This window comes from Kosakonia sp. MUSA4 (assembly GCF_013085925.1).
Lineage (GTDB): Bacteria > Pseudomonadota > Gammaproteobacteria > Enterobacterales > Enterobacteriaceae > Kosakonia > Kosakonia sacchari_B.
The window spans coordinates 4,593,732-4,619,295 of the sequence record NZ_CP025697.1; the positions used below are offsets into that span (position 1 = coordinate 4,593,732).

The following is a 25,564-nucleotide window of genomic DNA, read 5'->3' on the forward strand; positions in this document are numbered from 1 at the left end:
GGAAAGTCCTCAGGAGAAGTCGGTGCTGTACAGGAAGGTCTGGCCGCGACGCTTACAGCAGCTGTAGGGCTGCCACAGTGCCCAGGCATAGTTGCCGTCCTCAGCAATCTGACCGCCGGTATCCGGGAATACCGCGCAGCTCTGCGTCAGCTGCGGAGACAGTCGCTGCCACTTGTGATTTTTTGTACCGGTGTTTTCCTGTACCGGGTCGGGCGGCCAGTACCCGGGGGAACGCTGGCCGGTCAGCGGGTTATAGACATGCAGTTGCCCCGGACGGGTGATAATGTCGGCCACGCGCTGCACCACGATGGCCGCCGATTTGTAGCTGTCGGTCTGGGTGACAAAACCGCTGCGGGGGTAGACGTTGCCCCACATATCGCCGGAAGTGGTGCTGCCGATTTCACGCTGCCCGGGTATCAGCGCCTCCGGGTAGAGTGATTCCGGCACGCCGGTGCGCCAGACCAGCGCATCGAGGCTGCTGGTAAAGTACGGCGCGAAAGGCGTGGCGGCACTGTCGCACGAATACCCCGGCACCATGCCGCCGATGAGTCTGGTGGCCGGATGGCCATACGCATCGCCATAGTAAAAGTGCAGATTCTGCTTGCGTTCGCCGGGAGCTTTCATCTCCTGGCGGCCACCGCCGGTGGCCACACCTGCAGCACCGCCGAGCAGCGCACTTTCCGTGCCGTCGGCCAGGCTGCTGACGGCCGACATCTCCGTCCAGGGATTGGCGCCCGGGCTGAGGTAGGCCGAAACCACGGCCTCCGGGATAAAATGGGTGACCTTCACGGAGGTTTTCACCGAGCAGCCGAACGGGGTGCATAAAAGCCAGTAACAGATGCCACTGATGCGCCAGCTGATACAGTCCGGGCTGGCGGCGCTGGAAAGCAGGCCTGCAGTATTGACGCTGGCCATCGTGCCCGTGCAGGCCAGTAACGTGGCGAGCGCCAGCCGGCGCGGACGGGAGAGTGCCATGTTCACTGTGCAGTCTCCTTCCATGCGCTCAGACGCTGCGTGGCCACACCGGTGTCGGTGGTGCCATAGACCACCCATTTATCGTCAAACACCACGGCGGGGTATTTCTCAAGACCGAGAGACCAGGCGTGCGTAAGGCCGGCATACGTTGCAGCAAGGTCCTTCTGACGCTGCTGAAAACCGGGTGAGCTGATAACTGCGCGCGCCTGTTGCTCAGCCTGTACCGGGTCAGCCGGCAGCGGGCCGAACAGCTCAGCCTGCAGCCGGTCAGGCGCATCCAGCAGAATGACGGTCACGTCAGGACCGGGATTGCCTGTGACCGGATGGCCGCTGTCGGTGTAAATGACGGTGCCGGCACGAACGCCGGCGGTAAGGAATAATGCTGCGAGGCAGCAGACGGGTAATTTCATGGAGAACACTCCCTGAGTGAGTAACCCGCTCAGGGTGCGTTCAATGGCAATGCCGGTCAGTAATTAACTATGAGCCCGGTGCTGATAATTTATTAACCGGGCTGGCTGGTTGACAGAACGCAGAATCTGCACCCTCCGGCCGGTTGACAAAACCGGAATTCTGCACCGTCAGGAGGGCTCGCCGGCGGCGCTGTCGCTACGCCATTCCAGATAATCCATCTCATTGATAAATCCGGCCGCAGCTGCATTACGTCTGATGCTCCATCGCGTCTCGCCTTCCTGCATCAGCGGTTGCCACGATGCCGGTATCTCTCGGTCTTCTTCCTCTGCACCGAGGAAAAAGGCCTCAGGCGTGGTATCTTCACAGCGGTTAACCGGGCGCGACGAACCTTTCTCCCAGGTTCGTCGCGCCCAGGCATCGAGCTCCTCTTCTTCTGAACGCGTGTCGAAATACAGGTAGCAGACTATCGCATCGGTCAGCAGCTCACTGGTCGCACCGGGCAGGAGCGTCAGATAACGCGCCCGCTGTTCACATACCATTTCTTCATGTTCCTGTAACATGTCTTCATACTCTTCACCGTCTGCCCCCGGCTCCCTGTTGCGCAGTTCATTTTCCCGTTCCTGCTGATGAAGAAGCCATGCAGCCTGTTTTTTCAGAGCCTGCTCAATTCCTTCCGCCACCACGCTGTTCCAGTCAGTCTCCGCCGGTGCTGCAGTGCCCGCACCGTTCAGCTGCCGGTTGAGAAAACTGAGCCGGGCAGCATCCTCCGGCTCAGGTTGTGCACTGATGGCGGCCTCAGCGCCTTCATTACTGATGACGCCCGGGAGTCCTTTTTTCTCCCGGCCGGTGCTTGCGCGCTCGGCCAGCCACCGCTCCCGCCAGGCCGTACCGGTGGCACGTTTTCCCTCCGCCTCCAGACTGGTGGTGTACTTCATCAGCCAGACGTGCATATAGCGCTGACGGTCGGGGGCACACAGGGTACTGATATCATGAAAGCGCTGGTAGAAGGCTTCATCGTGGCCACAGTCCAGGCTGTCGCCCTGGTGTGCCACCTCGTGCTCCGTCAGGCTGAACAGCTGGCTGGCGGTGCACAGCGCATCAGACTTCAGCCTGCGAACAATATCAATGTTGTAAGCGATATAGGTTTCACCGTCTGTCCAGGCATCCGCCGACGTGGACTCACCCAGCAGGATCTGGAAGCGAATGCCACCGTACGCACGCGACTGATAACCCGCCTCGCCGCCCGAGCAGACAACAGCGTATTCGGCCAGGCACCAGCGCAGCGCCGTCCAGGCCCGGCGTGTTTCCTTATCAAGATTTTTCTCACTGACCATCTGTGTTCGGTCAATAAAGTTTGCACTCAGGGCTTCAAAGTCGATCAGAGCCAGCTCCTCTCTCCAGCCACCACCCCACAGCCGCTGACCGGAGAGCTGCTCCCGGTACGCGACCAGGTTGGACCTTATGCGGCTCAGGCACTCCATGAATTCTTCCGGTTCATGACAACCAAAGCGGGTGAGCGTGACCGGATGCACCACAGGTGCGATACCAGCGCGGGCAATGATTTCTCCCCGCGGGACATGGCGGGCATACCGTGCGAGGGTAAAGCAGTTTTTATCCACAGCAGAAGGATAATGGCAACATTTACGGATGAAATGCTCAAGCGTGACGTGCTGTTTTCCCGGCAGCAGGGTTATCACTTCTTCGCCGTTGAAAAGACTCTGCATATCCCCCTCACCCGACAGCAGCGCCCGGGCCGTTTTCTCCCGTCGGGCTTCCGTTTTACGGTGCTTACCCTGATTGTCAGAAAAGGATGCGGCAAGCTCACCAAACCGGGCGGCAATCGATTTCCAGACAGGGCAGGTCTTGCGCAGAATTTCGGTGCGTGAGACGTTCAGTGCGATCGGCTTTTTACTGACGATAAGGCCGCCTACGCCCCAGATGTGACCCGGGTCGTGGCGCACCAGGACTCCCTGATTGTAAACCGACACAGCGCCGTCTTCCCGGAGACGATACCAGGCCTCATCGTCCTCTGCATCCCACGTTTCCAGCGCCGGATTACGGGTAATGATGGTGCCGTTGAGGTGCACCGTGACGGGCGTATAACGCACCAGATCACGGATTTCCTGGAGACACGACATCCGCTCCTGGCTGCTGAGCGGGTCATACCATTCACCGCTGATGAAGCATCCCTGTTCCGAATCAGTGATCTCTTCCAGATCATAGTGATACCCCATTTCGCGCGTATCGACGGACATCTGCCAGCATTGAGAGCGCCACAGCGTCCGGGCATGTGCCATAATCTGACCACGGCCCAGCCGGAAACGGCCGTAAGTGGCATCTCCCTCCTGGTGCGGAGTGCCGAACCGGCCAAAGTAGCGCTTAACATCGTCGTATGACGCAAAACCGCGGCCATCATCCCGGCAGCAGAAGCCTTCCGGGGTAATATTGATGATCACCGTGCCAGCATCGGCATCGACGCTGTTCATGATGAGCTCAATGACGGCCTTGCCGATGGAGCCGGCCTGGCTGTAGATGATGTGGTGGATAATCTGCGGATCAAGTTCAAAGGGATAGCGCATCAGAAGACTCCGGATTGTGGGTACCAGGGGAATTTTCCTGATGTGCGTGAAGGCTTAAATAAAGAACTGTGATTACGTCTGTGGAAGAATAACCGGCAATGTTCAGGCAGCCGTAATGCCGGTGGAGAAATATGGAACTGAAAGACAGTATTGCTGAATTACTGGAGGGCCGGGGGCAGTGGAGACGCGCCGCCCGCCGGTGGCTGGCCGTGATGGATCAGGCAACTGATGATACCGAGCGGGAAGCCATTGCACGCCGTCGGGAGCGTTGCATTGACATGGCCGCGAGCGTACCGCCGGACGGGCGACGGAGTGAAACACGGCGGTTGTATAAAATTCAGAGTCGCTACAACGAGGGGTATTGAGGCTAATACGTTTCGTTATGGCACCAGAGAGAAAACACGGCGCACGTTATCTGGGGTTAATACTGACTCTTCAACATATTCTGGATGGTTACGTAAAACAGACAGCTGTTTTATCAGGATCTGCTCAGGAATTTCATGCTCACTGATAATCCTAGCTGTATTTAACATAATCTTCCCGTGCGTCATCTGGAGTGAAACAAAGCGATTCCACTCTAGGCCGTTGGAACAGGTCAGATCAAAAAGGATTTCACCGTTATCATCACTGCCTAGCACACAGGAAAGTTTTGTCTCAATTTCGCGAATTGACGACAAAGGGTTCTCATAACCAGTCGCCATAACGACAGCCTTCAACGATTCTGAAATGTTAATTCCAGTAATTTCAAACACTATACAAATCCTTAATAATCCCCCACGCCTGTGTGGATTTGGTCATCAGATGTGCGATATCCGAAATCATACGACTTGTATCAACAGCGGTTTCCATGTGAAACAGGCTATGGCGTTCTCTGTTAAAGAAAGTATAGGCATCATTGATGATCTGATCGTGACCCGCTACTGCAATACTACCCACATACTGTGATTTCAGAATGAACCTTGTCTGAACTTTATCAAAGTAAGGCCCAAAACCGTCTTGTGTTACCGGCATGCCAAACCGATACATAACTGATTTTAAAACACCTTCTATTGCACGCAGTTCCGGGTAAAACAACATGCAGTAATCAGGCAAATCAGGACTGGCGAGTTTAACACAGAGCCCTGAAACGAGCAATTTTTCAACACTTTTGTCCATTTTGGGATAAGCATTGCCCATAACACACTCAAGGTGCGATCGTGCAACTTCTTTCTGAACGATAGATGCGTTGCCATCATCCTGACGGATGAGGACTTTTTCCAGGCCCTTTAAGTCGAGCAATTCCGATAGATTGAACGTAAATACTCTGTAGCAGGATAATGGTCGCCCCTGGAGCTGGAGTCTCCCGTGTCTACAGTGGAGACTCACGGTCAATTCATCCTGGAATTGTGGGGAGTGAATCTTCCATACGATGGTATGTACGTTACGAGCATACTCATTGAATTCAATATGCGGTTGTTCCGCCGATAGTTGAAGCACAGATAAAACGCTTTGTTCAACAAAACCTTCTAACACCATATTTACATTTTCGAATTCAGCAGGATTGATCGTCTCGTACAGATGATCGGCAAGTTCTTTTCCAAGGTTTTGATTGGCTCCAGTCAGATACTGAACTGTAGACGTACCGCCCATATTATAAAAAATGTTAACAGTTGCCAGAGACTCTCCCTGTTTCGCAAATACCACCCTCAGACCTGGTCTGGCACCGGGCATAGCCCCAACAGAGTGAACGGAGTAGGATTTCTGAGCAATGAATTCTCTTGAAGTACTTTCAATAGTTGCCCTGTCCAGATTTAAATCAGTGTATGTCCTGACAGTCATGAGCCAAATCTCACCAAAGGTTTTCGGCAAACTCTACGACATTCGATATCCGTAGTCTAATCAGAGTGATTGAATGGTCCTGTTTATGTCCCCAAACTGAATATCATTTGCGGGCTCTTTGCCGCCCGCACCCGCAGCCTGCGTGTTTGTCAGACAGCAAAAGACGCTGTCCGACAAACACGCAGGTCCTGTTTAACTGCAGATTTCCCCGCCGGTGACTCTGTCAATCTCTTTCAGCACCCACAGCAGGTCGGTGGCATCGGATACACAGATATTCCAGCGCAGGCTATTTCTGAATTCAGCCTCACCTGGCCACAGGGTGTTACCCGTCACGGTAATCAGAATATCCAGTTTTTTTTCATTCACATCAGTCAGGTGCACGGCCACGCAACTGCGACGGCCAATCCGATGCGGGTATACAGAAAACAGTACCGGCTTCTCAAGGCGTTTCATAATTTCGCGATGCAGTATCTCCAGCGATACACTGTCAGACTGGCCGATGGATGCTGTACCCTGCGGTGGTACGGTAAAAATGACAGAAGCAATCAGTGCCTTGTCCGGTACGACCACTGGCGGCGCCATAGTCAGTTTTTTCATGGATTCTCCTGTCAGATACTCAGTCCGCGATTTTCATCAAGCCGGCGCGCAACATGAAACGCAGCCTCAAGTTCACTGCACTGTAATTCATCCATAAGCAGCCGTCGTTCAGCTTTTTCCTCTTTTTCTGTCATACCTAAGGCGAGATACAGACTCGGAGGAACGGCGCGAAACAGGGCCTGAACCTTACGCGACAGAATCACACCCTCTGTATATTTTTTAGGGAGTTTGGTGGCAGACATCAGCATCGTCTTCTGCTCATCCGTCAGCGTTTTGAAGCGCGCAATCTGTTCCACTTCGTCAGGAGGCATTACCAGACAAATCCACCACTCCGCCATATTGAGCATTTTTTTGGCCGTATCCGGGAAGTCAGCGAGGTTCTGAGTGAACAGCCAGAGCCAGGCACCGAGCTTACGCCACATCTTCACTATTTTAGTCGCGTAAGGACCCAGCAGAGGGTTCGCGGTCACAATATGTGCCTCATCAATCGGCACGATAATATCCCGATCGCTGTACTGCTCCCGCTCGGCGATATTATTAATGGTATTAAGCAGCGAAATCACAGCCACCGCCATCTGTGCCTCATAGCCTTCACGGGCCAGTGTGCCGAGGTCAACAATGGTCACGTCAGCCTCCGGCCACGGCGTACCAGGCCGGTTAAAGAGATCCCCCTCAAATCCTTCAGTAAACATCCGCAATGCTTCCGACATCTCCTCCGCACGGGCCCGGCGGGCGGGAGTGCGTTTTTCACGACCATCCTCACCCAGACTGATATCCCGCGCAATATTCTGCAGCGCAAACATCAGGTCTTCCGGCAGCATCTGTCGATCAGCCTCAAAAGCGGTACGGGCGGCGATCATGATGGCCTCGCGTATCATCCCTCGATCGGCGCGTGTCATCCTCTGCTCCTCAGCCGATTCGCCACCTGTTATCATCAGGCGAGCAGCAATCTCCATCTCACCCAGCACGTCACGCTCTTCATCTTTATCCTCATCGTCATCAATATCGGGAAGCGCATCTTCACTGATGATGAGTTCATCCGGTTTTGCCTGCATCAGCAGATGCGAATCGCCAAACGGCGCCAGCGAGATGGCCTTACCGGGTTTGATGCTGAGTCGATGCACGGACAGCCCGAGCGAGCTGCAGTAATCGCCGAACAGCCCGAAGCTGTTACCGGCTTCAAGCAGAAAAATACGTGGCCGGTAGATGGCCATCATCTGTGCCAGCTCACAGAGTGCTGTGGCTGATTTACCGGCGCCGGTGGGGCCAAACAGCAGTTTGTGTGCGTTCTGCGTACGGTCATTTTTATTCAGGGGATCGACGGACAGCGGGCCACCGCCGCGGTTAAAGAACGTAAAGCCCGGATTGCCGGTGCCGGTATCACGCCCGTACACCGGTGCCAGGCAGGCAAAATGCTGCACAAACATCAGCCGCGTGTACCACTGATGTCTGTCCTGCGCCGGGTTAAAGCACATCGGCAGGGCGCGCATATAGGTACTGAGTGGCCCGATATCATGCTCAGGGTTGACCGGCTCAAGACCGCAGTTGAGCAGCTTGCTGCTGAGATCGAGATAGCGTCTGTCCAGTGAAGGCAGATCACGAGCTTTAATCAACAGGGTAATGGCAGCACGGTACAGTTTATGCTTGTTACCGAGGTAGGTTCGCGCCGTTGCCGCATCCTCCCGGGCACGCAGCGAATCCACGTTCTCGCCCATTGAGTCGCGGCTCAGACGGGCAAAATTTTCCTCCAGCTTATCCTGAGGATGGATAACCAGCGTCAGGGTGAGTACGGTGCCCTCCGGCAACAGGTCCATGATGGCATTGATATTATCGCCGCGTTTCACCTCACCGGTCAGGTGTCCGGTTGAGGGTGCGTTACGCAGGCGGGCCACCGGCACGGCCTTATGTGCCACATCATCAAACCACCATACGCCTTTTTCAGCATCGCTCCGGGGCCGTGTAAACCAAAGGCTCTCACTGAAATCATTCAGTAACGGCAGTTCGCCCGGGGCATCATCCGTATGTCTGGCACAGCGATAGAGAGTGGCCTTATCCACCCACTCTGGTTCCGGGTTGAACCAGCGCAGCAGCCAGTTGTGGATCTGTTCGCCGTTCTGCCGCTGGTTCTGTATACCAGCTCCGCTCATCGCGGCCGTAAGGCGATCGCACACCTGCTTCAGCAGCACTTCAGGTGCCATCGGGTCACGATACGGTGATTCAACCCAGCGGTATATGACCATCCGCGTACGTCGTATCTGACCGCGCCACGGCGCACCGGTGACGGCATCATCAAGAAACAGCCCTTTTTCAGTCGCCACATTCTCAAGGTGACGAGCCTGCTCCTTAAGCCAGGCTTCCGTAAAGGTGGTTCCCTGCGCCCGTGGTTTTACATATCCGCGGATTTTATCCATATACGCGGTCAGGTCTGACTCGTCCTGACAGTAGAACTGCACCACCCACTGATGGGCGTCGAGCTCCGGCAGGCTGTCCTGCAGGGCGTTTTCCACCACATCGCGGACTTCATCGAGCCGTGAATCCGGACGCCCCTCGGTGCCCACCGGAATAATTTCGTAAACGGCCCCGACAGAGACGCCGTCATCGAGCAGAATGCACTGATGTTCCGGAAGATACTCTCCCCACGGGATATGATCGATAATGGACGGGGCCGTATCATACAGCTTCGCTTCATCACCTCGGGTCAGTCGACCCTCGCGTGTGAGCGGCTCATGGCCGTTAACGGAAAACGGCCCGTCACCGTACTGGTGCGTTGCCTTCGCTTCGGCCCTGCGACGGAAAAGAGAAAAAGCCATCACAAATCCTCCGTGCGCTCACCGGGCAACGCATACTGCACCTGGCTGTAGAATGGGAAAACCGTGCTGTAGCCCGGCACCGGCGTATTGCCATCGGCCAGATGCGGGAACACGTACATCACCATATCGGGATTGGGCAGGCGCGGAAACGTCTGCTGGATTTCGTTCTCCTGGGTGCGACTGTAGCTGTCCCGCGTCTGCTGTGAAATAACCCGTTCGCTATCAGTGACCGGGCGGCGCAGGGTGGTCCGGCTCTCGCCGGTTGCATGGGTTGCGGAGGCGCCATCGTTCCACAGCTCCAGCATGGTGCTGTCGCCGGGCGGCAGCATCTCATCTTTTGACGTGCTGCAACCGGTCAGCAGCAGAACCAAAGCGGTGACTGAAAACAGGACAGAAAGGCTGTTACCGCTGCGCATCAGACACCTCCTCCCCTTCAGGATCAGTAATATATGCTGACAGACGCAGAATGCGCCCGTCAGGTAACGGAAAAAGCATATCGTTGTTTTCTCGGGCAAGTTTTTGCCCGACGGAGTACATGGCCCAGTCCGTCACATCGTGAGGCTGGCCCTCCCATTTCCCGTTGTCTTTTCTGACAAAGCCGGCATACAGCCGCCCACCGAGAGGGGCATACCCCACCCGGTATTCAAGATTAGTGTTTTGCATCGGAATCTCCGTCAGTCCATACCCGTGCCGCTGCCGGCAAGGCTGAAGTCGTATTTAACTTTGCGGCCTTTTTCTTCGTAATCGATGGCCAGCTGGCGCGTGATGTGCAGTGCCACGGTCTGACCCGGTGGCACATAGATGGCATCAAACGTCTGGCCGTAGCGGGCCTTCACCCAGTCGATCGTTTCCCGCATGCCACCGGAGAGCGCTTTACCCAGCACGGCCTGACCGGCATCACCGGTCAGCGTAGAGGTCACGCCTCCATAACCATTGGTCTGGGTGGTACTCTGGTTCTGGGCAAAGGCATCCCCTGCGGCACCTGCGGCGGCCAGTCCGGCGATAGTAGGCAGGTACGTCGAGGCATTGCTTTTGCGCGTCCCGGAGATGCAGGGAATACCGTTATCATCTGAAAGCCAGCCGATACTGCTGTTATTGCCGTTCGCGTTACCGCTGTTCTGGTTGCCGCCACTGTTCTGGCCATCCGGTGACGGGAGTGTCCTCACCGTGCCGTCGGTAAAGACAAAGGTGATACTGGTGATGGACCCGCGCACGCAGGACAGCGTCCAGTCCCCCGTCGCCGTACCGGAAACAATGGCTCCCTGCACGTCGGGCAGCTCGATGCCGTTTGCCGTCAGGTTGTCTTTGCCAATCATCACCTTGAAGGGATAGGGGTCTGTCACTTTGCCATCAATGGGGATACGCCCCAGCAGCGCGGTCATGGCGCGGCTCCCGACAAGCGTTGAATTTTCGGGAAGCGTATACACCGGGTCAGTCGCTTTCTGAGCATCGGTAAGCTGAGTCTGCACCGCCGCTGTCGCTTTCCCTGCGGCCTGCCTGCCTGCATCTCCGGCATCACCAAATGACGTGGCAAAGGAGAAGCCGGTGGCGTTACTCTTATTACTGTCGGTCACCGGCCGGCCGCTGGCGTCCACGGCAATACCGTCTTTTGGCTCAACCCACTGCAGGCCATCCGGGGAGGGCGATGCGCCGGGGGGGCCGGTGTTCAGTCCGTTGTCGTAGCCCAGCCCGACAGGAATATCACTGCCGGCACTGCTGCTTTTTCCTGATTCCGTTCCGGCACCGCCGTTCTGTAGCTGATCCATCAGCCGCTTAACCTGCGCGCTGAGGTCGGTGACCTGAGCGCTCAGTTGCTGACGCTTCTGCGCCTCCTCAGAGCGGGCATTGCTTACAGCCTGATTAATCTGCGTGTCCACATTGCTGTTGGTTGTTTTCAGGGCTTTATTTTCGTCACTGAGCTTTTTGTTATCATCCGCGAGCGCATCGAGACGGTCCTGCACTTTGCGGAAATTTCCCACCACCGTGCGCAGTGTGTCCTGTGGGGTGTCTCCTTCAATACCCAGCGCTTTGAGGTCTTCCGGGGACAGGTCCTTAAGCGCAACATTGTTGGCATTATGAGGCGCAGCCGACTGATTTCCGCCCCCTGAGCAGGATTTCACGCCCACCACCACCGCACTGGCCAGTACCACCGGAACGGCGACTTTCACGAGAAGATTTGAGGAGGGTGCCTTCATTTTTTCGCTCTCCGTTTACGTCCGTCAGCGGGCTGCAGCGAGGGTGGCTCTGCAATGAAGGCCCCTTCCGGGCGACCGGCCGTCACCAGATAGAGAACGGTTGTATCCTCGGGTGTGCCCGCGCGCCCCAGCCAGCGATGCTGAAACGTTGCCGTTACGAACTGGCCTTCCAGCACTCGGGGATCAAGAATGACCTTGCCTGCAGAACGGTTACGGACCTGCAGCGCGACGACGCTACTGCCCTGCAGACTCCAGGCCGCCATCGGCGTGACGGTGACCGGTTCAGCAGGCAACAGTGTGGTGATGACGGAAGGCAGCTTCAGTGACACCGGGCTGATACCCGGCACCGGTTCAACCGTACGCAGCGGACCGTACATATTCTGAGCCGCATAGCGGGTCAGGACCACCGGCAGCGGTGCATTCAGTTTCGCGGGCTTACGGTCCGGCTTTGTGGTTTCCGTATCAGCCTGTTGAGCATTGCGGCCGGTACTGTCTCCGTCGCTGCTGACGGACTGTTTATCGCTGGCGGTTGCAGTGGCCACTTCGCCGTCATAGACAATTTTGACCGGTTCACGCGTGGTTTTACCCGGTGCGGCTGATACATCCAACAGGATAAGTTCCCCGTTTTCTTTGTTCTGCAACTCAAGCCGCGTCACCGGAAAGGCTTCGCTGGCATCGAGATACACCGCGCCGCCGGTGCTCTGAATACGCAGCTTAGAGTTGAGCGACGGGGGAAATCCTACCCTTACATTTTTATTCACAAAAACGATACGCTCCTGCCCCACGGTCAGGGGCACCTGCAGCGGGATGCGCTCCCACTTCATCAGCTCAACGGCTTTCGCTGCACCAGACATCGCAAGCCCGGCGAGCAGAATAAGAACGCATTTTTTCACCTGGCTCTTCATCATTTTTTCTCCGGGTCAGGCAGCGAAATGGCCTCCAGCCGCTGCGGCGTGGACGCATAACAGTCGAGCGCCAGCCCGAAAGGGTTCCGCTCGGGGTCACCTTCCCAGCGCACCACTTTCATGGGATAGCGGACCAGCGCGCGCTTGACCGGTTCGGTGTGGTAATACTCGTCCGCCACGAGATCGAGCTGCGCAATCCAGTGGTCCTGATCGAGGATGGTGACGCTCCGACTGCTGTAACCCCGTCGCGGGATCTCGTACACCACGCGCACGCGGTCCCGCAGCTCATCGCTGTTTTTACGCATCTCCGCATCTTTGTTCAGAAAGTCCTGGCAGGACGGTGTCAGGTAAGGACTCATCTGCGCAATTTTCGCCGGGTAGTCCACCTCGCCATTTTTGGGCCAGGAATTAAGCTGCTGAAAGATGTAGAAGGCAAAGCTGTAAACAGTGGAAGGCGGCACTTCCCACCATTTACGCGTGCTACCGGAGCGCAAATCCGGTGGGTTATGAATGGTGAGTTCGGATGGCGCGCGCATCCAGCCGATACCGGTCACCAGCATGCCGGCAAAGAGCAGTACGCAGGCAATACGCAGGGAAAAAATGTGGTTGTCTCGTGCGGTCATACCGTTACGAAAGCGACTCATGACTGCCCCCCGCGTTTCATCGCTGTGGTGCGTCTCATCTCCCATGCCCGACTTTCGAGGATCATGGTTCGGGACAGGCGGGCACGACAGCGAATTTCTTCCAGTCGCTGCCAGATATAATTCTCCGGTTTACCGCGCTTATATCCCGCTATCCAGCCGCCACCGAAGAAGATGACGAATAACGGCATCAGCAGCATGCAGGTGGGAAAGGCCAGCCAGCCGATAAAGGGCACCAGTGCCAGCGGCACCGCCAGCGGTATACCGGCAATAACGCCGATGATGGCCGCCAGCAGGAATTCACCCGAGGTGAATCCTTTCCACACTACGGGGGGGTTATTCAGTCTGTCAGGCAGGAAGTCGATGACGGCCATACTCGCTCCTTAAAGGATGTCAGAGGCTTTGGTCGCCAGATAAATAACAATAAGGATAAGAATGATGCCGACCACGCCGTAAAGCAGAAATTCTGTCCATGAGCCTTTGCCCTTGCGGATATCATGGAAAGACGTGATGACAGCATGTGCAACGGCAAGAAAGGCGCCCACGCAGATAATCAAGCCGAGTGCGAGACCACCCATTTTGGCGTAACCCATCATGGTGTTGTACGTCCCGCCACCGCCGCCGGTAGTGGGTTGTTCAACACTGGGGAGATCGGCCAGCGCATTACCGGTAATCAACAGCCCGCTCAGCATCAGATGTTTTGCCCGGGTGAATGTGGCGCGATAAAGCCTGAGTAACATGGATTTCATTTGATTGTCCTTTCAGTGGAAAAACAGAAACAGCATTGCCAGGTAAAGCACCACCAGGCGAACGGCAAGCTCGGTAAACTGACGAAACGAGACGGATTTTGTGGGAAGACCGCGGTAGGCCTGTACCAGTGCCCAGGCGCTGAACAGGAGAATGACAACCGCAAGCGTGCCAAGGATCAGGATGTTCAGCTGTGAAGGTGTCAGACTGCTGCCGGTGCCAGCGCTCCAGCCATTCAGCTGTGAGCCATTCATCGCCATGACGGCTCCTCAGCACGGTACTGACCTGTTACAGAAGACTGACGCGAAGCGGGCTGCGCCCGGGAGGGTTCAAGATAGGTCGAGATACCCTGTTTCATGGTACTGATATCGCGCGTGGCCTGCTGATAGTCGAAATAAAATCGGGCGTCCTGGTTCTGATCCGCTACCACACGCGCACGATCAAGCCCGGCCTGCACCTGGTCCAGCTGACGCATGACCAGCGCCAGCTCGTCTTTCTCCGAGGCCTGACACTGCAGTACGGGTAGCGTTGCGATCAGCAGTGCTATTAAGGATTTGGTGTGACGCATTCTGCGGCTCTCCGGTTAACTGGTCGCAGGGAGAGTGACGCAAAGCGGCGGGGCTTACAGCAGGAAAATCTTTATGTGTCAGCGAAAATTAATGCCGGAATCCTCTGAATCCGGTATCGCCTGTGACGTCGAAAAAACCGCGACCTGTCCGAAATAACAGCAATACTGGTACACTTCTTTCAGGATAATTAAAGGGAGTGTGGCTGTATGGACAATGAATACGGACTGAGGGTGGCCATGTCGCCGGTGCAGATGGCGGCGGTATTGTCGGACCGGAGCATCAGCGAAGGGGAAACCCTCAGTAATCGCCTGTTCGGTGGACTGGGGCTGGCTGGCGGTGTGGTTGAAATGTTTGGCGCCGGTGCCCTGTGCGTTGTGCCTGAGCCCACGATGATCACAAAAGCAGGATGTGTTTTTGTCGGTACTCACAGCCTCGATACCATACAGGCTTCTGTCCGGCAGATATGGACAGGCCGTCAGACCAATACAGACACCTATAACTCTGCGGTCGCGCTCGCTGAATCACTTTGGGCCGACAAAGATACTGCGATGAAGGTCGGTATGACTGTCGATCTGGCGATACCGATGGGTTTTGCGCTTGCAGCCGGTGCGGTACGTGTTGCTGCGATCCGCGGGGGGCGTATACGCCTTGCAGAGCACGAATCCCTGTCCGGCCGGACTCCGGGCGGACACACGCTGGAACGGCACATTGGTAAAACGCCGGAGGAACTGATGGCACGGCTCGCCGCAAATCCGGATTTGCGCGCAACGAGCAGTTTCAGATCAACCAGGGAGGCTGAACAGTTGATCTCAAAAGTTTTAAGAGACAATAAGCATCAGATTGAAATGTGGGTAAAACACGCTCCCCCAGGACTGCCGGCAAGAATGCGCCTTAACCGTGCTTTTGCTCAGCAGACAGGCATAATTATCAAACGCGGATCACAGGAGGTTAAACCATGCTATGGAGTTCGGGTAATACTTGATTTTCAGACATGGCATGGAAAACCTTATTTTATTCTCACCGCATTCCCGGATATCTGAAGATGGACAGAATTAACATCAGCGAACTTGATGATCTGGTCAAAATCTACTTCGGTCAGGACCACGATCTCATTATCAAGGGCACAGAAATTGAACCCAAGATTGATGCTTACATTGCTGCATCCCACAAGGGACAAAAGCATGCTTTACTGGCCGACATTGACCTCTTTATTGCAGAATCCGACGATGTAGAAAAAGACTTTGATGAACGCTATGAATACGACTTTGGCCCGGAACTCTGGGGCACCACCGCGAGTGAATTCTTATCTCTTGTCAGAGATAAAGTCAGCCTCGCACTATCTGATGAAGGCGATTAGGTTCAAAGATCTAATCAAAGCGAATACACTGTGTTTCTGAGTCTTTATCCAAAAAAAAGCCCGCACCAGCTGCGGGCTTCCGGGCATTGTCCCGAAAACGGTACTACGGGCCATTTCGCTAGATATATTTTTTAAACGAGCCGGTAACCACGGCCAGCACACCACCTACCAGCAATGCAGATGGCAGTAACAGCAGGTTTGGCCACACTGCAGTGGGCCATGCCAGATAGAGCATGCAGGGGCCATACAGTGCGGGTTTGATAAAACGTTTGGCGTGGTGATAGACAAAGCTCGATTCATAGCCAGCCCCGTAGCGCCGCAGGTCACGCCTGACCAGCCCGTCCACCACACCCATAATCACGACCAGGGCAAACAGCGGAAGGCTGAGAAACAGGATCATCACCCGAATGAAGAAAATCAATGTGACCCAGACCGTGGCCTGAAGGTACACATCCAGCCAGCTCACCAGTGAAGCACCCAGCCCGTTCAGCGCCGGAATAAGCCCGCTGCCTTTTTCATTCAGGGATTTAAATGACTGTAGCCAGCCGCTGAATCCGCTGTCCACGAACAGCCACTGCCAGGCAACATGTACCCAGCGGCTGACTGTCTCAACCGGTGCGGCCATCAGCAGGCTGCGGGTATACCCCTCTGACAGCCACCGGCTTTCTGCCACCATAACCTGGTAGCTGTGGGCGGCTCCCTCATCCGGCCATAACAGCGCGATACAGGCATACTCAATCAACAGACTGACCAGAAGTGATCCCAGCAATATGCCGATAAGGCTTACCGGAAAATCCCAGAGCAGCAGACCAACCGGACCGGACTGTCGCTGTCTTGCCGGTGCACTACGCTGCCCGTTTTCACTGCCCTGCTGTGACATCCGGTCCTCCCGCATACGCCATGTCACCACCGGTCCACCAGGTTTCACCGGTGTGGTAATTCTTCTCCATGCTGTCGGCCAGATGTTTCAGGCTGGCTGGCATATGCGGATCGTTATTATCCGCCGGCAGCGGCATGCGGATTTTCCACAGTCGTCCCCCTTCCAGCAGCGCAAAGGCCTGACCTTTCGGCAGGTTGATGATGTCGGCGGGGCTTATCATCGGGACTTTAACCAGACTCACCTGGTCGTTGACGTTACTGTTAAAATCCGTGCCCTCGCCGGGCCGGGAGACATCCGTGACGCCGGATGTCAGCGTTTTCTGATAGACGTCCACCTCCGGGAGCTGATCGGTGAGCAGCATGGCGGTGTTCTTTTCGCGCACGCGCAGCATCACCAGGGTATTGAAGTTGCCCACCACCTGATTCGCTTTGGCCGTACTGCCGATGCGTGCCTCAATATCGGAAAGTGTCTGGGTGTACGCAGTCACCTGAAAACCGGCACCGCCTCCTTTGTTGATAAGGGGGATGAATTCATCCCCCATCAGTTCGTTAAATTCATCGCAGTGCAGGTTGATGGCCACCTTTGCAGATTTACCTTCATCCTCGTCACCAAGACCGAACTTGTAGATATGTCCACCCTCTGACACGAGGTCGGCGAACATGCTGTTACCGACTGCTGCTGCCACCACCGGGTCGGACAGCGCATCGAGGCCGACATACACCACGCCGCGTGACTTGATGATGTTGTGCCAGTCCAGAATCGGGCGCGGATCGTCCAGGTCTGTATAGTCGGGGGCAAGAAGCGCGGCCGTTTTACCCGTGGTGAGTTTCTCCAGGAGGGGAAGCAGTGACGCGACGATTTTATCGAAATATGTGCGGTCGTACTGGACAGCGCTGCGCAGGCCATCCAGCACCGGGTCCCAGAGCTTTTTCCCTTCCGGGCTGCCGAGCACCTGCTCTGACACCCAGATTTTCACGCCGTTGGGCCGCCCCTGAAGATGACGCGGCAGGTCTTTATCGCTGATCCCGCTCTGCATCATGGCCTCTGCCGTATTCATCAGCTGCGGGGCCTTTTCGCTCAGCAGGTTATCCACGTAGGTCTCATACAGTTCACCGATGTTGGTCACATACCGCAGAATGAGGCCGTAGTCGGGGCGCTGACCGAGAGCGACCAGCGCGCGCGTGATGATATTGACGAACCGCCAGGCAAATTCACGGAAGGCTGCTGAATTGCCCTCCCCGGAGAGCTGGCCAGCCACTCGGGAGGCCACCTCAGAAATACGGCTGAATCGTCCGACGGCGTTGTAGCGGGCACTGATATCTGGCCAGCCGAGGTGAAATACCCAGAAGTTATCCTGACGCCCCGCGCGGTGTGACTCCGCGTACATCCGGCGGAGCAAATCCGCATCGCCTTTAGGATCAAACACGATGACCACCTCATGATCGCCTGAAGCGTTTTTACGACGGATATCCTGAGTGATAAGCAGCTCTGCCAGGCGCGTCTTGCCCACGCGGGTGGTGCCGATAACCAGCATATGCCCGACGCGTTCACCGAGATCATAAGTGACCGTAGTTTCATCAGGCTCGACACCGTGATATACCGGGCTACCGCCGACCGGGGGTAAAGGGCGAAAAGGGTTGAGCGCAGTATCCGTGCGGGTCAGCCGGCACAGCCAGGGGAGGCTGTACTCCATCTTTTTTTCCATTTCGCGCGCCATGCGGTACAGCACCGAGGGCTGCACATAGATTTCGCACTCCGGGCGACGCGCCTCCCTCAGCCGCTGGGTATGGCGTGCCGACCACTGGAACCCCCTGCCCAGAAACAGATGGCGCCGGCTGACCGGTATCTGCTCACTGGTCAGCACGTAACGGGGGAGACGGCGGATATTACGGCGGTGACGCAGGATTTTCATGCCCTGACGGGTGCGCTTCAGGGCCAGCACGCCAAAACCGGCAGCCGTCACCCAGCTTACGGAAGGTGCGAGTGCCACCGCCCAGGGGGCGGTCAGGCAGATACAGGTCGCACTGGCCGCAACCGTCGCGGAATACAGTTCCACGGCCGGGCGTAGCAGGGACTCCATAACATAGCGATCGCTCATGCACGCCCCCGGCAGGTCAGCCGGCTGAAAAAACCGGGACGTTTCGCTGCGGTACGCTTATCCCGCCATGCCATCAGAGACACAAGCAGTTGCCATCCCTCATCCGGGCATGAAAATTCACGCGGTACAGCCAGTGCGCTGATTTCCAGATTGTCAGCGTGTTCCCTGCACCAGGCCCCCACACTGAAATACAGCGACGTTGAATAGATATCGGTTTTCCAGCCTGCAGTATCCTCCCGACCGCGATGGACGCGGTTGACATTCAGGTCCATGTGAAAACCCTGTGCCGCATGCTGTCTCAGTTCTTCACGGAGCGCCAGATACAAGGTCAGCAGGGGTTCATTGAATTCATAATGGTTCAGATGCACACCGTGCAGATACGCCATTTCGCGCTCATGAAACAGAAACCGGGCCAGACCGCTGCGGTGATTGCCGTCAGCGCCGACATACCAGTCAATGCCGTCATAGCTGTTGTAATACATGGAAGGCTTTTTACGTTCCGTTTCCAGGTAGTAACCCGGATTACGCTCCAGCATCGGAATATTCCGGTCCATGCGCTTACCACGGTGCAGAAACTCCTGCCACGTCAGCCCCTGATAGTCAGGATGGTCGGTGCCTTTTATGCAGAACACATTGATACTGCCTTGGTCGGTCCAGTAATGCCGGCGCAGAAAACCACTGTGCAGACGTAACTTATGGTCATCCCATTTGCCGATAATATCCCCCGACCAGTGCGGCGGGTTAGCATCCGTTCTCGCCAGAAAATCGCCCATCGCTTACCTCCCTTTTCCCTGAGCCGCGTCATCCGGCCAGAAATCGGGGAGGACAGTAAAGCGGCGGATCAGGTAAACCAGCTCAAACAGCGCACCGGCAACGCACAACGGGGTATACGCCCCGGGGAGCAGGTGCATCACCCGTAATATGCCCTGAGCCAGCACATCCGGGGTAAATGACGGGCTGATAAAGACCGCAACCGGCACGGTGGTCAGCACCGCGAACACCAGGCAGCAGAAGATAATGAGAGGAAGCAGAATAAATATCCTGATCAATAACTGTGCGATAGCACAAAAAGCCATCCATGCCGTTTTTGCCCTGTGAGAAGTGAGCTGGTCATAAATGAATTCGGTAAGGGAATACTGTATTTTGCGCATGGTAACGTTCCTTTTTTAATCGCGGATGATCGGGGATGGTGTCGGTTCTTTCCGGCCGCGTTGTCTGATGACCGGGCTGTGTGGCGGTTTGTTGAGTGTGTCCATCCATCGCCGGTCACCGGCCAGCAGCCAGAGCAGGCGCTGCCCGCTGATCAGGATGATGCCGTCATAGCGGCGAAAGGCCTCCCGGCTGACCTCGCCGGTACGGCCGGTGTGAACGAACAGCCCGGGATACCCCTCGCGCTCTGTCAGCAGTCCAAATGCCGAAACGTGCGCCGCGCTGATGGTAGCACTGTACCGTTTGGCCTGAATCAGCCAGCAACGGCCATTGATCCAGACTTTCCCGTCTGCGCCACCATCACCGCTGTATCGGGCATTACGCTGTATACGCAGGCCCTGTCGGGAGAGCGCCGTCAGCAGCATCTCCTCGAACACATACGGGTTCATCTTACGCAGCCAGACTGTCCGGGCTGCCTCGTCACGCAGCTGTGGCAGTCGAAGCAGCGCCCGGGCAGCCTGTTTCTGATAACGGCGATGCCGACGCTGGCTGACCGTGCGCGGTCTTAATACCATGAGTGTTAGCGCCACAGTCCCCGCCAGTGTCAGGGCAAACAGCCCCCGGTGCTGGCTCAGCAGCTCAGCGATAAGGGAGACCGGCATCACTGCGATATTCCTGTTGCGGTGATAAGTAAAGGGTAATGGGTCAGCGCCAGGCGGCGGGCCAGATCGCCGCCGCTGACAGGCACCATCGGCATACCCTGCGCCAGCTGACGCAGGGCATTTAATCCCTGCTCATCCCTGACGCTGATGACCATGCCGGTTGCCTGCATGCGGCTGAGGACTGTAGCGTGCTGCGTCAGCCACTGACGGGAAAATGCATCATCCCCCACGACAAACACCGGGGGCATACCGGGCAGGTTCAGGGGGCGGGCGGCGACAGTACCCGGTGACATTTCCGGTGTGCTGACCGGCAGCATATCGGATATGGACAGGGACAGCGGCGGCGGGGGGGGCAGTGCAGCAGTGTTGGCCGGCACCTTACCCGGATCGGCGTTTACAGCATCAAAGATCGGAGCGGCGGGTTCGCCTCCGAGATCACCGACCACGATCAGCGCGGCACCTGCACTGAAGGCAACGGTCAGCAGGACGGCAAAAATGCTGACGGTGAGGGTCTGACGGAAAAGTGTTTTCATTGCGGTTCAATCCAGGTAAGGGTGGCAAGTGTGACGGGCTGTTCGCTGCGTAACGGCGTATCTGCGGTCGCTATCTGACTGAGTTTGCGACGCACGATGGCCATGTAGGTCGCGGCGTGACGCCCCCCCGCCGGGTGGTGATAGCAGCCGGCCGCCTGCAGCCAACTGCCGGGCCGGGCGTCATAACATGCCCGCAGGATACGGGCAGCCGCGCGGAGGTTGGTGTACGGGTCAAACGCATCGCGGAACGTCGGGAAAAAGTGCCCGTTCCAGCCCAGGTTCACCTGCGCCACACCCACATCAATGTTCTTCAGCGGCCAGCGCTGCATAAACCCGAGCAGCGCTGAGAAGGCCTCCTCCCGCGTCTCATAGTGGTATCCCTTGCCCGCCACGTTAATCGTCCACGGCCACGGTTTCGCTCCCCAGGCGGTTTTACGCGTGCTTTCGGCCATTGCCAGCGAATACAGCGACTCGGCAGGCACCCGCTCAGCTGCGGCGATCTGCCTGTAGGCATCAGGAATGACCTGTAAATCAGCTGCCCGGGCGACTCCGGCCGCCAGCAGGAGTGCTGAGGCCATCATCAGAAAGCGGCAAGCTGCCATCCGTTTTCCCCCTGCTGCAGAATGACCGGCATCTGGCCCTGTCCGTAACGCAGCCAGAGTCCTCCGTCCTGGTTGAGCGTTATCTGGCGGCTACGGACTTTTTCCACCGGAATGTTGTGACGGATGGCCCAGGTCCTCACGGCTTCATCGCTGTTACCGCCGACCAGATAAATATCAACCGGCCGGTTATCTGCCAGCACGGCAGCAAGACGAGCATCACACCGGGAGCAGTTCTCCTTAACAAACAGGGCGAGACGCCCCTGTGTGTCATGTGCGAGGCCCGCCGCATTGCTGCCCAGATTGACGGCAAGGGTCTCCGGATACAGGCGCAACCAGGCGGCATTGATTTCCCGCTGAAAGGCCAGTTCTTTCTCGCTGCGCTGGTATTCATGCCTGACCCAGAGCTCTGCCAGACGACGACGTTCCGCACTGTTATCGGTCTCTACGCCCAGTGCTGTCAGCGGATCGAGCCCAGGTGACATGATGCCGCGCTCGCCTTTCATCAGTGTCTGATAACGGCTCCAGTCGCTGTCTGACAGTCCCCACTGCTGGGCCTGCTGCTGCGGGTTCATTACACCGGTCGCCGACTCCTGAAGTGATGACATGCTGCTCTGCGCTGACGGCGTCTGAACCGTGGCTGCGCCGGTCATCAGCGGAGCCAGACACAGCACTGCCAGTAATGTTCTTTTCATCACAGATTCATCTCCGATTATTCGGTCTGCAGCCGTTGTTCGCTGCCGTTCACGACAAAGAGAGCCGCATGGCTGCCCTCCGTTGACCTCAGCGTCCATCCGAGCATGGTGTCCCCCGGTGAGAGCAGTCGCATGGCTGATATCTGCGAGGCACCACGGGGAATGACGACGGCGAAGGTCTGACCACCCCGGCGTTCAATGCCGGTCAGTACAAACGGTGCAACCTGAGTCACCACTCGCCTGACTGACCGGTTAATCTTTTTTGCAGTGCCCGCCGTTCGGGTTTTAGCGGCCTCTGGTGCGGTTCGGGGCTTTTCAGGCTCTGTGGTTTTCTGCGCAAGCTGTCGGTTGATCTCACCCAACGCAACAGAAGACTGCTGAACGTCGTGTTCAAGTGAACTCACGCGTGTCTGCAACTGAGCAACCGCCTGGTTGCCGCTGTTGCCGGCTTCCTGAAGTTGCCTGACGGTTGCCTTCAGGGCAGTCTGCTCATTACCGGCCGACTGCAGGGCTGCGGGGAGTGATGCGAGCGTGGAAACCTGCTGTTCCAGCGTTTTGAGGCGTTCTTCCATCGCTGACACATTTGAGGTGAGCTGGCCTATCTGACCGCTGCGAAATGCGGCATCAAGCGTGTTGACGCGGATGGTCAGATCCGACATAGAACGGCCCATGACAATCAGCGCGCTCAGGGAACCGACCAGACTCAGGGTGAGAAGGACGATACCGCCGTTACGAAGAAACTTACGCGCGTTTAAGGGAAACCGCTTTCGGGGTAAACCTGCAGCGTCGGGCAGAACTTCCCGGGCACTTTCCTGAGGGTCAGGCGTTTCCGGAAGGAGCTCGTCGGGCGAGGCATGACTGAGTGACATACTGAGATTCCTTATGGCTGCACAGCAGAACGGCCATAAGGTGCAAAAACAGGCGGAGAATGACGATGATTAACTCATCAACCGTTTATGAAGATTTCCGGGTTCTGCTTCCGGGGAACGATCATTGCGTACGTGATGGAGGTGATTATTAGCATTATTTCAGTTGGTTACGGCCCCTCTTTGTTCTGAACAGTAAAGAAACGCGACCGTTTTCCCGGCCGCGGAATAAAACTCTGGATATGCATTTTTATTATCGGACTAGTATTGATCTGTACAAAATTATCCCTTTCTTCAGGTTCTGCTGAACATATCCGCCACCTCATCTCCCTTCAAAAAGGGATTAATAAGTATACGGTGAGGGTCACGTACACTTATCTCACCGGGAGGTGGAAGTCTTTTACCTGCTCGCGCCGCTAGCGCCTGAATGCGTAAAAGATCTGATGCAGCATTTTTCAGTGCCTCACAGCGATCTGAGGCTGTAATAATCGGATGTTCCAGGTCAGTAAAACGTACAGAGATCATCCCACCTGATTCCATAATCTCCGCCGGATAGGGGACGAACAATGCAGCCAGCTTCTGTGCCTGCCGACGGCGTGCATCAAGTTTACTGACCAGTTGGGTTGCCCGCAGATGTGTGTAGCGTTTCAGCATATTCATACTCTTATGTCCTGAAATCGCCGCCACCTCCATGACATTAAGCGTGCCCAGCTCAAACAACCTGCTGACCGCCTCATGACGCAGATCATGAAAATGGAGATCTTCAATTTCCAGCTCAGCCAGCAGCACCCGCCAGGCGCTTTTGAATCCATTCGAGGTGTAGTCAAAAACAGGCCCTGACACCGGCCCCGCAAACTCTTTAAGCACCTGCCTGGCTTTCCATGAAAGAGGCACATCCCGGGCTGTGCCATTTTTAGTCAGAGGCAGGTGGGCAATTCCCAGATGCAGGTCCACAAATTCCCAGCGCAGGGACAGAATTTCACCCTGTCGCATGGCCGTTTCCAGTGCCAGATGAAAAATAGCGAGAAGCTGCGGATTTTTCTGGCGGAGCGCGCGCGCAATACGGCGTTCTTCAGTAGAGGTCAGACGCCGCGTACGACCGGGAGACGCGGAGGGTTTACGGACGTGCTCGACGGGGTTGTGTGAACAGGTTCCCCACTCAATACGGGCGAGGTTATAAAGGGACGAAAGGAGTGCCAGTTCAAGCCTGACTGTATTGGAGCTGACAGTGCGCCCGGTGCGATCGCTGACGGTGTTAAGTCGTAAATCCCGATAATCAGCGATATCCACGGAGGTAATTTCGTCCATGTACTTCAACGCCAGCGCAGATCGTTTTATCACGTTGATGCGGTAAAACTCCTGAAGATGCCCACGCTTATGGACAGAGACAGCACTGAAGTATTTGTCCAGCGCCTTTGCCAGCGGCATTTTTTTTATCCGGTTCCTGACTGCCATCGTACTCCCCTGAAAAATCAGGAAAGATATCACATTAGCGCCTGACATCACTGTCAATCCGGTGCGTGGAAAGGCGGCGGTATTGGTAATGTTTCATTCTCTCAAACAGTCAGACAAGGACAGACTATTAACATTGGAAATTATGCTTTTTGTGCCCTGTCACAAGCATCTTACGACTACAATAACTGGCGTTCTTGCCAGGTGAGCCGTAATGGCGATGGTACATGGCAATTAACAGGAGCAAACGTCGGCAATGGTGAAGCCACCTGCCGGGCTGTATGCTTCTGAAAAAACTGTCAATCCGGTGNGTGGACGGGTGCCGGTAAAATCAATAATTCGTCCTGTAAATGGGTCTCAGCTCCAAATGCCAATGATGATATTGGTGGTTATAAAACAGCCTCATGTCCGACTGGATGGATTGTTCAATCTGTACGTTGGTTTCAGATTCCATCCTATGTTGACGATGAGCACGTTGATGCGTATTGCTGCCCTTTTAGCTAACTGTCAATCCGGTGTGTGGGCAAAAAGCAAAGTCAGTACAATTATCAGACAAAACTCAGGTTATGAAAGCACCTCTGTTAGTTGTGCAAATAATGAGTATTTGACCGGAGGAGGAGCGCAATGTGACCCCGGAAGTTCAGAAAGGTTGAAGTGGTCAAATCCAAATGGAAATGGATGGGCCGCTGCTTGCCCCCGTGAGAGCCTAACCGTGTTTGCAATATGTGCCACAAATTAAAGTTCAATCTCACTGTCAATCCGGTGTGTGGCGGGGAAATGTCAGCAACGGTAGTTATAGCTATGTAGGTACCTTTGATTCGCAGTACAACGGATACAATTCAGGAACAACAACGATGACTGTTTATGCCCAGGGCGGTAACTCTATTGTTTCACGCTCAGTAAAAGATGGGGCGTGCGTAAATACATGGAATTTATCAGGAATCGTTAATGGGGTAACAGTGTCTTACGGTAATGATAACAACCCTGAATGGTCAAAATCTGGCTCAATCACTTTTGAAGTTCCTG

Annotated in this window: 29 protein-coding genes; 3 read left to right on the forward strand and 26 right to left on the reverse strand. The window is 55.9% G+C overall.

Annotated elements, in window-relative coordinates; all coding sequences use genetic code 11:
* Positions 1–9: 9 nt before the first annotated feature.
* From C0557_RS21710 to C0557_RS21720, 3 genes are all read right to left on the reverse strand, one after another.
* On the reverse strand, positions 10–981 hold the full coding sequence (locus C0557_RS21710) for a TIGR03756 family integrating conjugative element protein (protein ID WP_208660961.1): 972 nt from the start codon (positions 979–981) through the stop codon (positions 10–12).
* On the reverse strand, positions 978–1,385 hold the full coding sequence (locus tag C0557_RS21715) for a TIGR03757 family integrating conjugative element protein (protein ID WP_208660964.1): 408 nt from the start codon (positions 1,383–1,385) through the stop codon (positions 978–980). Before C0557_RS21715 ends, C0557_RS21710 begins: the two co-directional genes overlap by 4 nt.
* Positions 1,386–1,553: 168 nt before the next feature.
* A complete protein-coding gene (locus C0557_RS21720) occupies positions 1,554–3,965 on the reverse strand; it encodes an ATP-binding protein (RefSeq protein WP_208660973.1) in 2,412 nt (803 codons plus the stop codon).
* A 131-nt stretch (positions 3,966–4,096) separates the two neighbouring features.
* Between C0557_RS21720 and C0557_RS21725 the strand changes: the two genes are divergently transcribed.
* Positions 4,097–4,330: a PerC family transcriptional regulator gene (locus C0557_RS21725; protein ID WP_208660975.1), complete on the forward strand. Its 234-nt coding sequence runs from the start codon at positions 4,097–4,099 to the stop codon at positions 4,328–4,330.
* Positions 4,331–4,345: 15 nt separating this feature from the next.
* On the opposite strand, the gene C0557_RS21730 is transcribed toward C0557_RS21725, so the two are convergent.
* From C0557_RS21730 to C0557_RS21790, 13 genes are all read right to left on the reverse strand, one after another.
* Positions 4,346–4,717: a type II toxin-antitoxin system RnlB family antitoxin gene (locus C0557_RS21730; RefSeq protein ID WP_059010602.1), complete on the reverse strand. Its 372-nt coding sequence runs from the start codon at positions 4,715–4,717 to the stop codon at positions 4,346–4,348.
* Positions 4,710–5,783: a type II toxin-antitoxin system RnlA family toxin gene (locus tag C0557_RS21735; protein WP_208660977.1), complete on the reverse strand. Its 1,074-nt coding sequence runs from the start codon at positions 5,781–5,783 to the stop codon at positions 4,710–4,712. Before C0557_RS21735 ends, C0557_RS21730 begins: the two co-directional genes overlap by 8 nt.
* Before the next feature lie 192 nt (positions 5,784–5,975).
* Positions 5,976–6,380 carry a hypothetical protein gene (locus C0557_RS21740; RefSeq protein WP_208660979.1) on the reverse strand — a complete coding sequence of 135 codons (405 nt, stop codon included), beginning with the start codon at positions 6,378–6,380 and terminating at the stop codon, positions 5,976–5,978.
* Positions 6,381–6,391: 11 nt separating this feature from the next.
* Positions 6,392–9,190, reverse strand: a complete 2,799-nt coding sequence (locus C0557_RS21745) for a conjugative transfer ATPase (RefSeq protein WP_208660981.1) — start codon at positions 9,188–9,190, stop codon at positions 6,392–6,394.
* Positions 9,190–9,606 carry a TIGR03751 family conjugal transfer lipoprotein gene (locus C0557_RS21750; protein ID WP_193405121.1) on the reverse strand — a complete coding sequence of 139 codons (417 nt, stop codon included), beginning with the start codon at positions 9,604–9,606 and terminating at the stop codon, positions 9,190–9,192. Before C0557_RS21750 ends, C0557_RS21745 begins: the two co-directional genes overlap by 1 nt.
* Positions 9,593–9,853 (reverse strand): hypothetical protein, encoded by a 261-nt coding sequence (locus tag C0557_RS21755; RefSeq protein WP_208660983.1) that lies wholly within the window; start codon positions 9,851–9,853, stop codon positions 9,593–9,595. Before C0557_RS21755 ends, C0557_RS21750 begins: the two co-directional genes overlap by 14 nt.
* Positions 9,854–9,864: 11 nt before the next feature.
* Positions 9,865–11,385 carry a TIGR03752 family integrating conjugative element protein gene (locus tag C0557_RS21760; RefSeq protein WP_208660985.1) on the reverse strand — a complete coding sequence of 507 codons (1,521 nt, stop codon included), beginning with the start codon at positions 11,383–11,385 and terminating at the stop codon, positions 9,865–9,867.
* Complete coding sequence (locus C0557_RS21765; RefSeq protein ID WP_208663088.1) at positions 11,382–12,290, reverse strand: TIGR03749 family integrating conjugative element protein; 909 nt, start codon at positions 12,288–12,290, stop codon at positions 11,382–11,384. Before C0557_RS21765 ends, C0557_RS21760 begins: the two co-directional genes overlap by 4 nt.
* On the reverse strand, positions 12,290–12,934 hold the full coding sequence (locus C0557_RS21770) for a PFL_4703 family integrating conjugative element protein (protein WP_208660987.1): 645 nt from the start codon (positions 12,932–12,934) through the stop codon (positions 12,290–12,292). The genes C0557_RS21765 and C0557_RS21770 overlap by 1 nt, the downstream gene beginning before the upstream one ends.
* Positions 12,931–13,305 carry a TIGR03750 family conjugal transfer protein gene (locus C0557_RS21775; protein ID WP_059012686.1) on the reverse strand — a complete coding sequence of 125 codons (375 nt, stop codon included), beginning with the start codon at positions 13,303–13,305 and terminating at the stop codon, positions 12,931–12,933. The genes C0557_RS21770 and C0557_RS21775 overlap by 4 nt, the downstream gene beginning before the upstream one ends.
* Positions 13,306–13,314: 9 nt before the next feature.
* The gene (locus tag C0557_RS21780) at positions 13,315–13,680 is read right to left on the reverse strand and encodes a TIGR03745 family integrating conjugative element membrane protein (protein ID WP_208660989.1); all 366 of its coding nucleotides are present in this window, start codon (positions 13,678–13,680) and stop codon (positions 13,315–13,317) included.
* Positions 13,681–13,692: 12 nt separating this feature from the next.
* The gene (locus C0557_RS21785; RefSeq protein WP_059012690.1) at positions 13,693–13,938 is read right to left on the reverse strand and encodes a TIGR03758 family integrating conjugative element protein; all 246 of its coding nucleotides are present in this window, start codon (positions 13,936–13,938) and stop codon (positions 13,693–13,695) included.
* Positions 13,929–14,246: an RAQPRD family integrative conjugative element protein gene (locus C0557_RS21790; RefSeq protein WP_208660991.1), complete on the reverse strand. Its 318-nt coding sequence runs from the start codon at positions 14,244–14,246 to the stop codon at positions 13,929–13,931. The genes C0557_RS21785 and C0557_RS21790 overlap by 10 nt, the downstream gene beginning before the upstream one ends.
* Positions 14,247–14,453: 207 nt before the next feature.
* On the opposite strand from C0557_RS21790, the gene C0557_RS21795 reads away from it, so the two are divergent.
* Together C0557_RS21795 and C0557_RS21800 are read left to right on the forward strand one after the other, a co-directional pair.
* Positions 14,454–15,287 (forward strand): RNase A-like domain-containing protein, encoded by an 834-nt coding sequence (locus C0557_RS21795; protein WP_208660996.1) that lies wholly within the window; start codon positions 14,454–14,456, stop codon positions 15,285–15,287.
* Between the two features lie 2 nt (positions 15,288–15,289).
* Entirely contained in the window at positions 15,290–15,604 is a 315-nt protein-coding gene (locus C0557_RS21800; protein WP_208660998.1) for a contact-dependent growth inhibition system immunity protein, read from the forward strand.
* A 118-nt stretch (positions 15,605–15,722) separates the two neighbouring features.
* Here the strand turns inward: C0557_RS21800 and C0557_RS21805 are convergent, their stop codons facing one another.
* From C0557_RS21805 to C0557_RS21850, 10 genes are all read right to left on the reverse strand, one after another.
* Positions 15,723–16,484, reverse strand: coding sequence for a TIGR03747 family integrating conjugative element membrane protein (locus C0557_RS21805; protein ID WP_208661000.1), 762 nt, complete (start codon positions 16,482–16,484; stop codon positions 15,723–15,725).
* A complete protein-coding gene (traD, locus tag C0557_RS21810) occupies positions 16,465–18,582 on the reverse strand; it encodes a type IV conjugative transfer system coupling protein TraD (protein WP_208661002.1) in 2,118 nt (705 codons plus the stop codon). Before traD ends, C0557_RS21805 begins: the two co-directional genes overlap by 20 nt.
* On the reverse strand, positions 18,579–19,355 hold the full coding sequence (locus C0557_RS21815; RefSeq protein WP_208661004.1) for a hypothetical protein: 777 nt from the start codon (positions 19,353–19,355) through the stop codon (positions 18,579–18,581). The genes traD and C0557_RS21815 overlap by 4 nt, the downstream gene beginning before the upstream one ends.
* A gap of 3 nt (positions 19,356–19,358) precedes the next feature.
* Positions 19,359–19,733 (reverse strand): hypothetical protein, encoded by a 375-nt coding sequence (locus tag C0557_RS21820; protein WP_208661006.1) that lies wholly within the window; start codon positions 19,731–19,733, stop codon positions 19,359–19,361.
* Positions 19,734–19,748: 15 nt separating this feature from the next.
* Positions 19,749–20,393 (reverse strand): restriction endonuclease, encoded by a 645-nt coding sequence (locus tag C0557_RS21825; protein ID WP_208663090.1) that lies wholly within the window; start codon positions 20,391–20,393, stop codon positions 19,749–19,751.
* Entirely contained in the window at positions 20,393–20,926 is a 534-nt protein-coding gene (locus tag C0557_RS21830; RefSeq protein WP_208661008.1) for an integrating conjugative element protein, read from the reverse strand. The genes C0557_RS21825 and C0557_RS21830 overlap by 1 nt, the downstream gene beginning before the upstream one ends.
* Entirely contained in the window at positions 20,923–21,528 is a 606-nt protein-coding gene (locus tag C0557_RS21835) for a transglycosylase SLT domain-containing protein (protein ID WP_208661010.1), read from the reverse strand. Before C0557_RS21835 ends, C0557_RS21830 begins: the two co-directional genes overlap by 4 nt.
* Positions 21,507–22,220: a TIGR03759 family integrating conjugative element protein gene (locus C0557_RS21840; RefSeq protein WP_208661012.1), complete on the reverse strand. Its 714-nt coding sequence runs from the start codon at positions 22,218–22,220 to the stop codon at positions 21,507–21,509. The genes C0557_RS21835 and C0557_RS21840 overlap by 22 nt, the downstream gene beginning before the upstream one ends.
* A gap of 17 nt (positions 22,221–22,237) precedes the next feature.
* The gene (locus C0557_RS21845) at positions 22,238–23,089 is read right to left on the reverse strand and encodes a plasmid transfer protein (protein WP_208661014.1); all 852 of its coding nucleotides are present in this window, start codon (positions 23,087–23,089) and stop codon (positions 22,238–22,240) included.
* A 291-nt stretch (positions 23,090–23,380) separates the two neighbouring features.
* Complete coding sequence (locus tag C0557_RS21850; RefSeq protein ID WP_208661022.1) at positions 23,381–24,541, reverse strand: site-specific integrase; 1,161 nt, start codon at positions 24,539–24,541, stop codon at positions 23,381–23,383.
* Between the last annotated feature and the right edge of the window lie 1,023 nt (positions 24,542–25,564).